The 15,338-nt window shown below is 73.0% G+C and carries 13 protein-coding genes; 8 read left to right on the plus strand and 5 right to left on the minus strand.

What is annotated here, in order from left to right; genetic code table 11:
- Positions 1–46: 46 nt before the first annotated feature.
- From ABZ386_RS33645 to ABZ386_RS33655, 3 genes are all read right to left on the minus strand, one after another.
- Positions 47–751 (minus strand): VanZ family protein, encoded by a 705-nt coding sequence (locus ABZ386_RS33645; protein ID WP_358967349.1) that lies wholly within the window; start codon positions 749–751, stop codon positions 47–49.
- 126 nt (positions 752–877) lie between these two features.
- Positions 878–1,255 carry a TraR/DksA C4-type zinc finger protein gene (locus ABZ386_RS33650; RefSeq protein WP_355724282.1) on the minus strand — a complete coding sequence of 126 codons (378 nt, stop codon included), beginning with the start codon at positions 1,253–1,255 and terminating at the stop codon, positions 878–880.
- A 52-nt stretch (positions 1,256–1,307) separates the two neighbouring features.
- Entirely contained in the window at positions 1,308–1,637 is a 330-nt protein-coding gene (locus ABZ386_RS33655; RefSeq protein ID WP_355724279.1) for a TraR/DksA C4-type zinc finger protein, read from the minus strand.
- 298 nt (positions 1,638–1,935) lie between these two features.
- Between ABZ386_RS33655 and ABZ386_RS33660 the strand changes: the two genes are divergently transcribed.
- The 5 genes from ABZ386_RS33660 to ABZ386_RS33680 all read left to right on the plus strand — a co-directional run bounded on the left by ABZ386_RS33660 (position 1,936) and on the right by ABZ386_RS33680 (position 7,598).
- Positions 1,936–2,895: a sensor histidine kinase gene (locus ABZ386_RS33660; protein ID WP_351345858.1), complete on the plus strand. Its 960-nt coding sequence runs from the start codon at positions 1,936–1,938 to the stop codon at positions 2,893–2,895.
- A complete protein-coding gene (locus ABZ386_RS33665) occupies positions 2,892–3,545 on the plus strand; it encodes a response regulator transcription factor (RefSeq protein WP_355724274.1) in 654 nt (217 codons plus the stop codon). Before ABZ386_RS33660 ends, ABZ386_RS33665 begins: the two co-directional genes overlap by 4 nt.
- Positions 3,542–4,558: a hypothetical protein gene (locus ABZ386_RS33670; RefSeq protein ID WP_358967354.1), complete on the plus strand. Its 1,017-nt coding sequence runs from the start codon at positions 3,542–3,544 to the stop codon at positions 4,556–4,558. The genes ABZ386_RS33665 and ABZ386_RS33670 overlap by 4 nt, the downstream gene beginning before the upstream one ends.
- A gap of 77 nt (positions 4,559–4,635) precedes the next feature.
- On the plus strand, positions 4,636–6,903 hold the full coding sequence (gene secD, locus ABZ386_RS33675) for a protein translocase subunit SecD (RefSeq protein ID WP_358967356.1): 2,268 nt from the start codon (positions 4,636–4,638) through the stop codon (positions 6,901–6,903).
- 131 nt (positions 6,904–7,034) lie between these two features.
- Positions 7,035–7,598, plus strand: a complete 564-nt coding sequence (locus ABZ386_RS33680) for a snapalysin family zinc-dependent metalloprotease (protein WP_351345870.1) — start codon at positions 7,035–7,037, stop codon at positions 7,596–7,598.
- 105 nt (positions 7,599–7,703) lie between these two features.
- Here the strand turns inward: ABZ386_RS33680 and ABZ386_RS33685 are convergent, their stop codons facing one another.
- Both ABZ386_RS33685 and ABZ386_RS33690 read right to left on the minus strand, forming a co-directional pair.
- Positions 7,704–9,689 (minus strand): protein-arginine deiminase domain-containing protein, encoded by a 1,986-nt coding sequence (locus tag ABZ386_RS33685; protein WP_358967359.1) that lies wholly within the window; start codon positions 9,687–9,689, stop codon positions 7,704–7,706.
- Positions 9,690–9,804: 115 nt separating this feature from the next.
- Positions 9,805–10,710, minus strand: coding sequence for an NAD-dependent protein deacetylase (locus tag ABZ386_RS33690; RefSeq protein WP_356505805.1), 906 nt, complete (start codon positions 10,708–10,710; stop codon positions 9,805–9,807).
- Between the two features lie 191 nt (positions 10,711–10,901).
- On the opposite strand from ABZ386_RS33690, the gene ABZ386_RS33695 reads away from it, so the two are divergent.
- From ABZ386_RS33695 to rph, 3 genes are all read left to right on the plus strand, one after another.
- Positions 10,902–11,948 (plus strand): glucose 1-dehydrogenase, encoded by a 1,047-nt coding sequence (locus tag ABZ386_RS33695; RefSeq protein WP_355715591.1) that lies wholly within the window; start codon positions 10,902–10,904, stop codon positions 11,946–11,948.
- A 35-nt stretch (positions 11,949–11,983) separates the two neighbouring features.
- Complete coding sequence (locus ABZ386_RS33700) at positions 11,984–12,493, plus strand: gluconokinase (protein WP_355715594.1); 510 nt, start codon at positions 11,984–11,986, stop codon at positions 12,491–12,493.
- A gap of 166 nt (positions 12,494–12,659) precedes the next feature.
- Positions 12,660–15,266 (plus strand): rifamycin-inactivating phosphotransferase, encoded by a 2,607-nt coding sequence (gene rph / locus ABZ386_RS33705; protein WP_358967397.1) that lies wholly within the window; start codon positions 12,660–12,662, stop codon positions 15,264–15,266.
- Positions 15,267–15,338 lie beyond the last annotated feature (72 nt).

Raw genomic sequence — 15,338 nt, forward strand, 5'->3', positions numbered from 1 at the left:
ATCGCCGACGTATGCAGTGACGGGCGGCGCCCGCCCCAGGCGGGCCTCAGCCCGCCGGTGCCGGCGTGGGGCGCGGCCGGTCCGACGGCGTTCGCGCCGTGGCGCGCCACCAGCGGCGCGACGCCAGCGCCGCCAGTACCGCGCCGGTGGTGTTGACCAGTACGTCGTCCACGGAGGACACCCGGTCCAGTCGCAGGACGAACTGCGCGGTCTCGACCAGGACCGAGCAGCCCGAGCCGAGCGCCAGGATCCGCGGCAGGGACGCCAGCGCCGCGAACCGCATCGGCGCGAAGAACCCCAGCGCCGCGAAGACCAGCAGATTGCCGACGATGCCGAGCGGCCCCATCGTGACCAGGTCCCGCAGCGGCACCAGGCTCACCCGTGCGGGCACGGAGCCGGCCCCGGCACCCGGCATCATGGTCAGCCACAGGAACGGCACCGTCCCGTGGACCATGCCCACCTCGGCCACCGAAATCCGCCACGCCGACGGGACGCCGGCGGCCCGCCGACGGCGCGCCAGAGCCCACACCCCCAGCACGGCCAACGGCAGCGCGACCAACGTCATGAGCACCACCCCGTTGAACGTGTCGAAACAGCCGTGCCACCGCCCGGCCACGCACATCGGAGCGGACATCATCAGCGGCCGCCGCAGGGCGAACACGGCACAAGCCACCCCGAGGACCGCCAGAGCGGGCAACACGATCCCGCGGGTACGGCGGGGCGATGCGGACAGGGATGCGTTGTCGTCCATGCCCCCATGGCAGGCGGAGGGCGGTTGCGGCGGCGTATGCGCTTCCCGATACGCCCGCGATACACCTCCTCCTGAGCCGGCCGGAGGTGGTGGGTGCTGATTCCGAGTCGGCGGGGCGGGCCGCGGTCATCGGCCGGCCTCCCTGACGTGCTGGCAGCGCGCGCAGTAGCGGGCCTGCGGCACGATCATCAGCCGCTCGCGCGCGATGGGGCCCCGGCACAGTCGGCAGGTGCCGTAGCTGCCTTCGTCCATGCGCCGGAGGGCTGCTTCGACGTCGGCGAGGACCATGCGCGCGGCGGCGGCGAGCTTGACGTGGACCTCGACCTGGGAGGCGGCGTCGTGGCGCGGCACGTCGCCCTTCCGGGAGGGAGCCGCGCCGGCGAGCTGCTGGAGCTGCTCCTGGCGGAACAGGCGCTGTTCGGTGAGGTTCTCCCGCAGCGCGGCGAGATCCTCGGCCGACAGACGCGTCGCGGCACGGTCGGCGATGAGCGGGTTGTTCACCACTGCACCCCTTGGGCAGAGCGAGGGAGAAGAACGGCGGGAGTCGGCGTGCCGGTCAGGCGGCGGCGCGGCGCTGGCAGGCAACGCAGTACGGGGTGTAGGGGAGGATCTCCAGGCGCTCCGCCGGGACGGGCTCCGCGCAGCCCAGGCAGGTGCCGTAGGTGCCGTCCTCGACGCGGGCGAACGCGTCGTCGATCTCTCGCAGGACGCGCGCGATGGCGCCGCGCTGCATGGACATCAGGTGATCGTCCGTGCTCTGCCCGGTCTCGTCGAGGGCGCGCAGCTGCGTCAGCCGGGTGCTGCGGGCGTGTTCCAGCCGCCGTCGCACATCGGGCGCGGTCATGCGCTCAGAGCGGGGGCCGGTGAGGGGTGCGTCGACAGACACGGTACGTCTCCTTCTCTCGTGGTCATGCCTCAACCTGGTCGTCTTCCACCCTGGTCGTCCTCGCCGTGGATCCCCATCGGGCGCGGGCCCCATTTGCGGCGGGCCGGGCGATGCAGGCCACCAGGGCGTGGGTAGGCCGCGCCGCGGGAAATGGGGGCTGGGCCCCATCGACCCGGCCTCGCCGGTGCGGGCAGGCTGTGGCCAGGCTCGGCCGACGGCCAGGCGCGGCAGCTCGTCCGGGATGCGTGATGCCCGACGGTGGAGGCGGGCCGCATCTCAGAAGGAGGCGTGACGCCCGGTGTCCCTGTTCTGGCGGATCTTCGCCCTCAACGCCGTCGTCCTGGGCACGGCCACGGCGCTGCTGCTGTGGGCGCCGGTGACCGTGTCGGTGCCGGTGCTGCTGACCGAGGCGATCATCCTGCTGGGCGGTCTGGCGGTGATGCTGGTCGCCAACGCCGCCCTGCTGCGCTGGGGGCTCGCTCCGCTGGACCGGCTGACCAGGCTCATGACCACGGTGGACCTGCTGCGGCCCGGGCAGCGGCTGTCCGCGCACGGCGGCGGGGAACTCGCCGAACTGATCCGCACCTTCAACTCCATGCTGGAGCGGCTGGAGCAGGAACGGGCCGCCAGCAGCGGCCGGGTCCTGCTCGCCCAGGAGGCCGAACGCCGCCGCATCGCCCAGGAACTGCACGACGAGGTCGGGCAGAGCATGACCGCGATCCTGTTGGGACTCAAGCGTGCCGCGGACGACGCCCCCGGGCCGCTGCGCGAGGACCTGCGCGAGGTGCAGGAGATCACCCGGGACAGCCTGGACGAGGTCCGCCGCCTGGTGCGCCGGCTGCGGCCCGGCGTGCTGGACGACCTGGGCCTGGTCAGCGCGCTGACCTCGCTCACCGAGGACTTCGCCACCCACACCGGGCTGCAGGTCACCCGCCGCTTCGCCGCCGACCTGCCCCCGCTGGAGCCCGAGACGGAACTGGTCCTCTACCGCGTCGCCCAGGAGTCGCTGACCAACGCCGCCCGCCACGCGGACGCCGAAGGGGTCGTCGTCACCCTGGGCCACAGCGACACCCGTGTGATCCTGGCCGTCACCGACGACGGCTGCGGCATCAAGGCTCCCCGCGAGGGCGCCGGCATCCTCGGCATGCGCGAGCGCGCCCTGCTCGTCGGCGCCACGCTGGACATCACGCCCGCACCCCGCGCCGGTACCCAGGTCAAGCTCACCGTGCCCCTGCCCAGGAAGCAGCCGACCTCATGACCGGGAACATCCGCATCCTTCTGGCAGACGACCACGCCCTGGTACGCCGCGGTGTGCGGCTCATCCTCGACCAGGAACCGGGCCTCCAGGTCGTCGCGGAGGCCGGGGACGGCGCGGAGGCGATCGAGCAGGTCCGCAGCCACGAGGTCGACTTGGCCGTACTGGACATCGCCATGCCCCGCATGACCGGCCTCCAGGCCGCGCGTGAACTGGCCGGGCTCAAGCCGGGCCTGCGCATCCTGATCCTCACCATGCACGACAACGAGCAGTACTTCTTCCAGGCGCTCAAGGCCGGGGCCAGCGGCTATGTGCTGAAGTCCGTCGCCGACCGGGACCTGGTCGCCGCGTGCCGGGCGGCGATGCGCGACGAGCCCTTCCTCTACCCGGGTGCGGTCACCGCGCTGATCCGCAACTACCTCGACCGGGCCCGCCACGGCGAGGAGGCCCCCGACCAGGTCCTCACCCCGCGCGAGGAGGAGGTCCTGAAGCTGGTGGCGGAGGGCCACTCCTCGCAGGCGATCGCCGACCTGCTCTTCATCAGCATCAAGACCGTCCAGCGGCACCGAGCCAACCTGCTCCACAAGCTCGGCCTGCGCGACCGCCTCGAACTCACCCGCTACGCCATCCGCGTGGGCCTGATCGACCCATGAGCCACCGCCACCACCACCGCCCGGAGCCCCGGCCGCCCACCGCCGGGCCGCCCGCCGCCCGGCTGGCCACCGCCGTGCCGCGCACTGTCGGGCTGCCCACCACCGGATCGCCCACCGCCCGGCTGGCCACCGCCGTGCCGCGCACTGTCCGGCTGCCCACCACCGGATCGCCTACCGCCCGGCCAGCCACCGCCGTGCCGCGCACTGTCCGGCTGCCCACCACCGGATCGCCTACCGCCCGGCCAGCCACCGCCGTGCCGCGCACTGTCCGGCTGTCCACCACCGGATCGCCTACCGCCCGGCCAGCCACCGCCGTGCCGCGCACTGTCCGGCTGCCCACCGCCGTGCCGCGCACTGTCCGGCTGTCCACCACCGGATCGCCCACCGCCCGGCCAGCCACCGCCGTGCCGCGCACTGTCCGGCTGCCCACCACCGGATCGCCCACCGCCGCGCCGCCCGCCGCCCGGCCGCCCCTGAAGGTCCTCGGCGCCACTGTCGGCGCCACCCTCCGCGCCCGGCCGGCGGCTGCGGTCGCCGTCTGGGCAGCAGTACTGCTGGCCCTCCTCACCGGCGCGGCCCCGGCCGGTCCGCTGCCCGCCCCGGCCGGTCCGCTGCCCGCCCCGGCCGGCACGGTATCCGCCGACGCGCCCGGCGCAAGCCCCGGCACCGGCTGGCAGACCGACGACGCCTGCGCCACGCCCTGCACCCACCAGGCCGACGACGGCCGCGCCACGCCCTGCCCCCTCCACGCCGACGACGGCCGCGCCACACCCTGCACCCTCCAGGCCAACGACGCCTGCGCCACACCCTGCACCCTCCAGCCACCGGCCCGGCACGAGCCGCACGGCGAACGCACACCCCCGCACGGGCCGTTCGCCGCCCTCGCCGACGGCGCGGCCACCGCCCCGCGCCTCGCCGCCCGGCCGACGGCACCCCCGTCACCGGCGGCCTTCCCCACGGACCCCGCACCGGCCGACCGCGGCCGCGCGCCGCCCACGCCCACCGGCACCTGACCCCACCCTGACCTCATCCTGTCCCTCACCGCGGCCGCGCCGGCCGCCGCCGCGGTGTGCCCGCCGGAGGCCCCGCGTTGATCCGTTCCGCCCGGGTGAGAGCCCTGCTCGCCCTCACCGTGCTCGCCCTGTCCCTGTTCATCGCCTTCACCGTGCCGGTCCGTCTCGGTCTGGACCTGCGCGGCGGCACCCAGATCGTGCTCGAAACCCGCTCCACCGCCACCGCGAAGGCCGGCCCCGAGGCCACCGACCGCACCCTGGAGGTGCTGCGCGGCCGTATCGACGCGCTCGGCGTCGCCGAACCCTCCCTGCACCGCTCCGGCAGCAACCGGATCATCGTCGAACTGCCCGGCGTGCAGGACCCGAAGAAGGCGGCCGACGTACTGGGCCGCACCGCCCAGCTCACCGTCCACCCCGTATCCGCCTTGGCCGACGACGCCCGCGACCCCCTGCCGAAGCGGCCCCGCGAGCACGTCCTGCCCGACGAATCCGGCCGGCTCCTCCGCCTGGAGGCCGCGGCCCTCACCGGACAGGACGTCAAGAAAGCCGAGGCCCGGTTCGACCAGCGGACCGGCGCCGGATGGCACGTCACCGTCGACTTCGACGCCTCCGGCCACGGGAAATGGAGCCGGTTGACCGGCCGGGCCGCCTGCCACCCGGCAGGCGATCCCGCGCGCCGCATCGCCATCGTCCTCGACGAGAAGATCATCTCCTCGCCGCAGGTCGACCCGTCGGTGACGTGCGAGAACGGCATCACCGGCGGCACCACCCAGATCACCGGGTCCTTCACCGACACCGAGGCCCGCGAACTGGCCCTGCTCATCAGCGGCGGCGCCCTGCCCGTGCCCGTGGAGACCGTCGAACAGCGCACCATCGGCCCCACCCTGGGCGCCGAGGCCATCACCGCCAGCGCCTGGGCCGCCGTCATCGGCACCGCTCTGACCGCACTGTTCATCATCACCGTCTACCGGCTCATGGGCGCCCTCGCGGTACTGGCCCTGGCCGCGTACGGACTGATCTCCTACGCCGCCCTGGCCGCGCTCGGCGCCACCCTCACGCTGCCTGGCCTGGCCGGTTTCGTCCTGGCCATCGGCATGGCCGTCGACGCCAACGTCCTCGTCTTCGAACGCGCCCGCGAAGAGCACGCGAACCGCCGCCGCTCCAGCCCCCGCTCGGCCCTGACCGCCGGCTTCCGCAAGGCCTTCAGCGCGATCGCCGATTCCAACATCACCACTCTGATCGCGGCCGGTCTGCTGTTCCTCCTCGCCTCCGGCCCCGTGCGGGGCTTCGGCGTCACCCTGGGCATCGGCGTCCTCGCCTCCATGATCAGCGCCTTGGTCGTCACCCGGGTCCTCGCCGAGCACGCCGCGTCCCGCCCGTGGGTACGCCGCCGGCCCCACCTGACCGGACTGGCCACCGCCGGCCGGGTCCGCGACCGCATCGAGCGCTCCCAGCCCCTACTGATGCGCCGGCCACGCCGCTTGCTGGCCCTCTCCGCCGCCGCGCTCGCCCTGACCGCCTCCGGCATCGCCGTCCGCGGCATCGACCTCGGCGTCGAGTTCACCGGCGGCCGCCTGATCGAATACACCACCACCCGCCCCGTCACTCCGGACCACGCCCGCGCCGCACTCGCCGACGCCGGCTTCCCGCGCGCCGTGGTCCAGTCCTCGGGTGACGACGCCCTGACCGTGCGCACCGAGGAACTCACCGACACGCAGGCGGACACCGTCACCCGCACCCTCACCGCACTCGGCGGCGACACGGAGAAGATCCGCGACGAACTGATCGGCCCCAGCCTGGGCGAGGAACTCCGCCGCAACGCCCTGGTCGCCCTCGGCGTGGCCCTCGCCGCCCAACTGCTGTACCTGGCCGCCCGCTTCCGCTGGCTGTTCGGCACCGCCGCGGTCGCCGCGCTCGCCCACGACGTCGTCATCCTGGTCGGCGTCTTCGCCTGGCTCGGCAAGCCCCTCGACGGGGTGTTCCTGGCGGCGCTGCTGACTGTGATCGGCTACTCCGTCAACGACTCGGTCGTCGTCTTCGACCGCGTCAGGGAGCTGTGGCGACGCGACCGCACAACCCCCTTGCCGCACATCGCCCGTCAGGCGATCCTGCAGACGCTGCCCCGCACGATCAACACCGGCATGGGCGCCGCCCTCATCCTCACCGCCCTGGCCGTCCTGGGCGGAGACACCCTCACCGACTTCGCCCTCGCCCTGCTCATCGGCCTGGCGATCGGCACGTACTCCTCGGTCTTCACCGCCACCCCGCTCGCGATCGAGATCAACCGGCACACCACCCCGACCCGGCACACCACCCCGACCCGAACCCGAGCACACCGACCCTGAACCACCGGACGCCGAGGGCTCGTCCGCCGGGACACGGTCCGCGAATCGACGGATTCATCTCCACCCTCCATGGGCAAGAGGCCTGCGAATGTCATGAGCACGACTGCCCTTCCCCCACAAGGAGGTCGATCATGCACGTCCGTACGCTGACCGGCGGTCTCGCCGCCGCCTGCCTGATGGCCCTGTCACTGACGGGCGGCCCAGCCGCGGCCGCTTCCCCCGGCCCGGCCGGCACCACCCTCGCCGCCCGGGTCCTCACCTACGACGCCGGCGGCGCCGCGGAGTTCAAGAGCGCGGTCGACCGGGGCGCGGCCATCTGGAACGCGAGTGTCGACGCCGTCGAGCTCCGGCCGGTCACCGCCGGGCAACGGGCGAACATACGGGTCCTTGCGGACAACGGCTGGCCGCGCGCCCTGCCCACCACCCTGGGCAACGGAACCGTCTACATCGGACGCCAGGCCGTCGACCAGGGCTACGACACCATCCGGATCTCCTCCCACGAACTCGGGCACATCCTGGGCCTGCCCGACCGCAAGCCCGGACCGTGCTCGAGCCTGATGTCCGGCTCCAGCGCGGGCATCTCCTGCACGAACCCGTACCCGAACGCGGCGGAGAAGACGGAGGTCGAAGCCAACTTCAGCCGCGTCCTCACCGGCCGGACCCCGGCGCCGCGCGCCGAACTGATCGTGGACTGACGACCAGAGGCGAGGCGCCGGCGTGCCGGGACATGATCAGCCGCGACGTCCTCGCCGGCCGGCCCGGCCCCGGGGCGACGGGGCCGGGCCGGAACCACCTGCCGCCTAGGCCCCGTTACGACCCCCAGCCGGACGCTGCCACCAAGCCGCCGTCGCGTCGCGCAGGGTGTTGGTGCCGCAGTGCACCTCACCCATCCCGAGGTGGTACGTGTACCAGTCGTCGATGTACGACACCTTCAGCCCGACCCGCTGGTAGGCGGCGCTGACGGCTTCCGTGACGATGTCCTTGCCGCCGATGACGGGCCCCCACTGGCGCGGCGCGAGGTAGCGGTCGCGCGCCAGGAGCACGCCGTTGACCGCGCCGGGAACGTACGCGCTGGTCATCACCGTCGGCGCAGCCGCCGCGCGCGGGGCGGCCGGGTTCTCGGCGAGCCACTTCTGCTGGCCGCGGTCCCCGAGGCTGTCCACGAGGTCGGAGCCGGCGCCCATGCGGGTCAGACGCGGCACCGGAATCTCCTCGCCCTCGGCGGTCACGGCCTCCGAGTCACGGGTGTACAGCGCGGGCACCCGCACGATCTCCGCGTCGGTGACCCCCGTCTCGCGCTTGAGGACCTCCAGGTTGGCCGCGATGCGCCGCGCCGCCATCTCGTTGTCGGCCACCAGGTGACGTGAGGCGAGCGCCTGGTCGATGGTCTCCTTGGGCGCGGGACTGTCGCTGCGGCCGGGGACGGAGAACATCTTCGTCTTGCCGTGGCCGTCGCGCTGGGCGTCGCGCAGCAGCCGCAGCCCCGCCTCCGGGTCGGCGACGCCGATGCGCCAGCCGCGGGGGGTGTCGGCGGGCAGGAACTGCACGAACTCGTCGACGTGCCCGACGCCCAGCCAGGAGGTGTCCAGCAGCAGCGGATCCTGCATCCCCTGCGACGCGAGCAGCGTCCGCACCACCTTCGACGGACGCGCCCCGCTGTCCTTGCGCTCGCCCATGATGATCCGCCCGGCCGGGAACGAGCGCCCGTTGTGCGCGTAGGGCGGGATCGTCTCCAGGTTCCCCATGGAGTTGAGCGACCAGTCGTCGGGCTCCGCCCGGTCGGTCACCTGCACGACGCCGATGTCCCGGCCGCGCACCTTCTCGAACAGTTCCCGGCCCGCGTCCCGGTCGGGCTGGGCGGAACGCAGCATCACCCGCATCACGTGCCGCCGGCCGCCCGGCCCGGTCATGCTGACGTAGGCCGGCTCGACGAAGTCCTGGGCCCAGGGGTCGGCGTACTTCGTGAACTTGACCAGCGGCGCGGTGACCCCGGCCTGCTCGACCTCCTTCGCGAGTTCGGCGACGAACTTCTGCTGGAGACGGCTGTACGGGCCCTGCCCCTGGACCTCGCTCACCATCACCTGCTGGGTGTCCTGCAGGTGATGGTGGGTCAGCAGCGGTGCGACGCGCAGGGTCACGGCGTCGGAGGTGGACTTCCCGCCGGACGTCACCGTCAGCCGGACCACCGCGCGGCCGTCCCACTGCGCACGGTCCCGGACGACGTCGGTGGCCTCGACACCGAACTCCGCACCGGCACGCAACTCGGCGGCGGTGAGCCGGGTCGCGGACGTCACCAGCACCCACTTCCCGGCCCGCTTGAGGAAGAGGTGCGCGTGCTCGCCGCCCGTGGTGAGCTTCAGGCTGCCCTTGGCGTCGGCGGGAAGCCCCGGCAGGGGCACGGATCTGACCCGGGCGAGGTCGGCGGCGTCCTCGGCGCCGTTGACCTGCGTGTCGGAGCCGTCGTTGCACGCGGCCAACTTCGCGTCGGACAGCGGGCTGCCGCCGGGCCCGGTGACCGGGCACCGCTTGGCGTCGTCGTCGATGTTGGGCAGGTAGACGGCGCCACGCTCGACGGACCAGCCGTCCTCACCCTTCTTGTCGCTGCCGCCGGTGACATCGACCCGTCCGTCGCGGTTCACATCCGCCCGCAGGTCGGCGCGTCCCGCCGCGTCGGCGGCGAACGCGGGTCCGGCCGGACCGGCCAGCACGGATCCCGCGGCGGCGATGGCCAGCACCACCGACCCGGCCGGGTACAGGCGCGGACGTATACGTGTACGTGAACGCACAGCACGTTCCTCTCAGTTGCGGGGTTTCGCCCTGCAAGAGGAAGGACAGTGGCTGTGCGTTCCCTGTGAGGCGGGAGTTGCTTTCCACAGCGGGCCCGGAGGGAGCCCCGTACGGTCACGGGCTCGGCGGCGCCTGCCGGTCGACCGCGATGCCCAGCCGGTCCGCCACGGTCGTGAGGGCCGTGCCCAGAGGGAGCGCCACCCGGGTGAGGGCGTGCCGGTCGCCCCGGGTCGGATCCCGGTTGACGATCAGCACCGGCTTGCCGGCCTGGGCCGTCTGGCGGACGAAGCGGAGCCCGGACATCACCGTCAGCGAGGAGCCCAGGACCAGCAGCGAGGACGCCGCCCGGACCAGCTCGCGGCAGTGCTCGACGCGCTGCGGCGGCACGGTCTCGCCGAAGAACACCACGTCCGGTTTGAGGATGCCGCCGCAGACCGTGCAGGGCACCACGCGGAAACCGGCGACCTGGTCGTCCGTGAGGTCGGCGTCACCGTCCGGATTGATCCCGGCGGCCACCGGCTCGAACCCCGGATTGGCCTCCTCCAGCCGCCGGGCCAGCTCGCGGCGCGCGCTGCGGGCGCCGCAGGACAGGCAGACGACCCGGTCCAGGGCCCCGTGGAGTTCCACGACGTCTTCGCTGCCGGCGGCCTGGTGCAGGCCGTCCACGTTCTGGGTGATGACCCCCGAGAGCAGACCGTGCCGCTCGAACGCGGCCACGGCCCGGTGCCCGGCGTTGGGCAGGGCCCGGCCGAAGGTGCGCCAGCCGAGGTGGCTGCGCGCCCAGTACCGGCGCCGGGCCTGGGCGCCGCCGACGAAGTCCTGGTACGTCATCGGTGTGTGCCGGCTCAGGCTCCCGCCCTCGCCCCGGTAGTCGGGGATGCCCGACTCGGTGGAGAGGCCCGCTCCGCTGAGCACCAGCACACCGCCGGTGCCCAGCGCGTCGGCGACCGGCTCCAGGTCCGTGGTCCCCGGCGGCAGGTCCTCGGCAGGTGTCCAGCTCAGGGTGGGGCGCATGCGCATGCCGTCAGGGTACGGAACGGCAGCCCCGCCCGGTGCGCGCGCGAGGACGCGCAGCAGCCCCCGGAGAGACGCCGACACGGTCGTGTCCCGAAGACACACGCGATCAGTGCTGAAACCCTCTGAACGGGACAGACGGTCGGACAGCGGCGCGTGCCCGTCCCGCGCCGCCCGAGCGAGGGATGAGGTGAGCGATGCGTGCGGTGACTGTGCGACCCGGCACCAAGGACTCCGTGGAGGTGAGGGAGGTGCCCGACCCCGCCCCGGCCGCGGGCGAGCTGGTGGTGGACGGCCTGGCGGTGGGGGTGTGCGGAACGGACAAGGAGATCGTCCGGGGCGAGTACGGCTCCGCCCCGCCGGGCCGCGAGCGGCTGGTCCTGGGACACGAGTCCCTCGGGCGGGTGCGCCAGGCACCCCCCGGAAGCGGCTTCTCGGCCGGTGACCTCGTCGCCGGGGTGGTGCGCCGCCCGGACCCCGAGCCGTGCGGGGCCTGCGCACGCGGGGAGTTCGACATGTGCCGCAACGGCCGCTACACCGAGCGCGGCATCAAGGAGATCGACGGTTACGGCGCCGAGGCGTGGTGCGTGGAGGCCGAGTACGCGGTGAGGCTGGAGCCGCACCTGGACCGCGTCGGAGTGCTCATGGAACCGACCACCGTGGTGGCGAAGGCGTGGGAACAGGTCGAGCGTGTCGGTGGCCGTTCCTGGTTCGAGCCGCGGCGCGTCCTGGTGACCGGCGCGGGCCCCATCGGCCTGCTCGCCGCGCTCCTCGGCACGCAGCGAGGCCTGGACGTGCACGTCCTCGACCGCGTGACCGAGGGCCCCAAGCCCGGCCTGGTGCGGGACCTGGGCGCCACGTACCACGCGAAGGACACCGAGCAGGTCGTCACGGCCGTATGCCCGGACGTCGTCATCGAGGCGACCGGCGCGAACGAGCCCGTGCTGGCCGCGCTGACCGGCACCGCGCCCTACGGGGTGGTGTGCCTGACCGGCGTGTCACCCGCAGGGCGCCGGATGACCGTCGACGCGGGCGCGATCAACCGGGAGATCGTGCTGCAGAACGACGCGGTGGTGGGCTCCGTCAACGCCAACCTGCGTCACTACCGGCAGGCCGCCGACGCCCTGGCCGAGGCCGACCTGTCATGGCTGGAGCGCGTGATCACCCGGCGGGTGCCCCTGGAGCGCGCGACGGAGGCGTTCACCCCACAACCGGACGACGTCAAGGTAGTCGTCGATCTCTAGACGATGGCAACGAGAACTCGAAGGGAAGGTGCCGGATGTCTCAGGACTCCGCTCCGCTGGTCGTGGTCATGGGCGTGTCGGGCTCGGGGAAGACCACGGTGGGCCGCTTGCTGGCACAGAGCCTCGGCGTTCCGTACGCCGAGGGGGACGACTTCCACCCCGAAGCCAACGTGGCGAAGATGCGGGCCGGTCACCCGCTGGACGACGAGGACCGCCGCCCCTGGCTGGAGGAGATCGCACGCTGGCTGACCGGCCACGCCGACAGCGGAGGTGTGGTGACCTGCTCGGCACTGAAGCGGCGCTACCGCGACCGGCTCGCCTCCGCCGCCCCGCGCGTGTTCTTCCTGCACCTCGACGGCTCGCCCGAGCTGATCGCCGCCCGGCTCACCGCCAGGCGCGGCCACTTCATGCCGCCCGACCTGCTCCGCACCCAGTACGCCGACCTCGAACCGCTGGGGGAGGACGAAGCCGGGGCGGCCGTCCCGATCGACGGTACGCCGGAGGAGACCGCCACCCTCGCCCACACCGCCGTCACCTCACCCTGAGCGGGAAGGCGAGACGAACCGGTGGCAGAAAAACACGAAGGCAAGGAGACCTCTCCTTGCCTGTCTCAAGTTATAGCGCACAGGGGGGCTTGCGGCAAGGCCCCGGGGACGGCGCAGAATCGTCGACCGAGACCAGGACCTGCGAAAACGGGGAACGAGGGTGCGTGTGTTGTTGTCGACGTACAGGTACGTGCTGGACCTTCAGGAGATCGACGGGACACAGCTCGCCGTCGCAGGCGGCAAGGGCGCGCACTTGGGCGAACTGTCACGGATCGAGGGCGTCAGCGTCCCGGGCGGCTTCTGCGTGACGACGGACGCCTTCCGGCGCACGATGGCGGAGGCGCCGTCGATCGACAACGACCTCGATCGGCTGTCGCGCGTGAGCCCGGACGACGTGGAGGCGATCCGCACGCTCAGCGCGCGGATCCGCCGCACCATCGAAGACACCGCCGTCCCGGCCGACATCGCGACGGCGATCACCGGCGCGCTCGCACCGTTCGGCGAGGAAGCCGCCTTCGCCGTCCGTTCCAGCGCCACCGCCGAGGACCTGCCGACGGCCTCGTTCGCCGGCCAGCAGGACACGTACCTCAACGTCGTCGGCGCGTCGGCGATCCTGCGGCACGTCAGCCGCTGCTGGGCCTCGCTCTTCACCGAGCGGGCCGTGACCTACCGCCGGCGCAACGGCATCGACGACCGCACGGTCCACATGGCGGTGGTCGTGCAGCGGATGGTCTCCCCGCAGGCCGCGGGCATCCTGTTCACGGCCGACCCCGTCACGGGCAACCGTAAGGTCGCCACCGTGGACGCCGGCTACGGCCTCGGCGAGGCCCTGGTCTCCGGCCTGGTGAACCCGGACGTCTACAAGGTCCGCGACGGCGAGGTCGTCGCCAAGACGATCGCCGCCAAACAGCGCGCCGTGCACGCCCTGCCGGGTGGCGGTACGCAGCAGGTGACGATCGACGCGCAGCGGCAGGAGCAGCCGACGCTGACGGACGCCCAGGTCGTGCGGCTCGTGCGGCTCGGGCGGCGGATCGAAGCGCACTTCGGCCGTCCGCAGGACATCGAGTGGTGCCTGGCCGACGACGGCTTCCGGATCGTTCAGAGCCGGCCGATCACGACACTGTTCCCCGTCCCCGAGACCGGCGACCAGGAGAACCACGTCTACGTCTCCGTCGGCCACCAGCAGATGATGACCGACCCCATGAAGCCCCTGGGGCTCTCCATGTGGCGGCTAACGGCCATGGCGCCCATGCACGAGGCAGGCGGCAGGCTGTTCGTCGACGTCACCCGGCGCCTGGCCACGCCCGCGGGCCGCGCCGGCCTCCTGGACCTCGTGGGGAGGGGCGACCCGCTGGTCAGGGACGCGCTGGAAACCGTCCTCGAGCGGGGCGATTTCGTCCCGTCGCTCCCGGACCAGGGCCCCGCCGGGCCACCGCCCGGCCGCGCCCCGGCCCCGATCGAGACCGATCCGGCCCTCGTCACCGAGCTGGTCGAACGCAGCCAGGCCTCCATCGCCGCCCTGAGGCGCGACATCCGGACGAAGAGCGGGCCGGCGCTGTTCGACTTCCTCGTGGAGGCCTTCGCGGAGCACAAGCGGGTCCTCGGCGACCCGCTGAGCATGCAGGTCATCATGGCCGGCATGGAGGCCACATGGTGGCTCAACGACAAGCTGCGGGAGTGGCTGGGGGAGAAGAACGCGGCCGACACGCTCACACTGTCCGCCCCCGGCAACATCACCTCGGAGATGGGACTGGACCTGCTCGACGTCGCCGACGTCATCCGCCCGCATCCGCACGTGGTGGCCTTCCTCCAGGGCGTCGAGGACGACGACTTCCTGGACGAGCTGCCGAAACTCCCGGGCGGGACCGAAGCACGCGACGCCATCGAGGCCTACCTCGACCGGTACGGCATGCGCTGCGCCGGCGAGATCGACATCACCAGGCCCCGCTGGAGCGAGCGCCCCGGCATGCTCGTACCGGCGATTCTCGACAACGTCAGGAACTTCGAACCGGGCGCCGCCCGGCGGCGCTTCGAGCAAGGCCTGCAGGAGGCGCGGAAGAAGGAGCAGGACGTGCTGTCGCGCCTGCGGGCCCTCCCGGACGGGGACCGGAAGGCCGACGAGGCCAAGCGGATGATCGACCGGGTCCGCACGTTCATCGGGTACCGGGAGTACCCGAAATACGACATCGTCAGCCGCTACTTCGTCTACAAGCAGGCCTTGCTGGAGGAGGCCGAACGGCTCGTCCGGGCCGGCGTGCTCGCCGAGCGGGAGGACGTCTTCTACCTCACCTTCCAGGAGTTCCACGAGGCGGTGCGCTCGCAGCGGGTGGACGACCGGCTCATCCGGCAGCGCGCGGACGCGTTCCGCTCCTACCAGGCCCTCACCCCGCCCCGGGTGCTCACCTCCGACGGCGAGGCCGTCGACGGGGCGTACCGGCGCGACGACGTGCCGGACGGTGCCCTGGTCGGCCTGGCGGTCTCCGCCGGGACCATCGAGGGCAGGGCCCGCGTCGTCCTCGACATGGCGCAAGCCGATCTCCAGGCGGGCGACATCCTGGTCACGGCCTACACGGACCCCAGTTGGTCGCCCCTGTTCGTCGGCATCGCGGGCCTCGTCACGGAGGTGGGCGGCCTGATGACCCATGGCGCGGTCATCGCCCGCGAGTACGGCCTGCCGGCCGTCGTCGGCGTGCATCAGGCCACCCGCCTGATCCGGGACGGACAGCGCATCCGCGTCCACGGCAGCGACGGGTACGTCGAACTCCTCCCGTGACCGCCGACTCGCGGGCGGGGCCGGCCCCACCCCCGCCGGGTCGCCCGGGCAGGTCATCAGGCAACGTAGGGG

It is taken from the genome of Streptomyces sp. NPDC006140 (assembly GCF_040628815.1).
Lineage (GTDB): Bacteria > Actinomycetota > Actinomycetes > Streptomycetales > Streptomycetaceae > Streptomyces.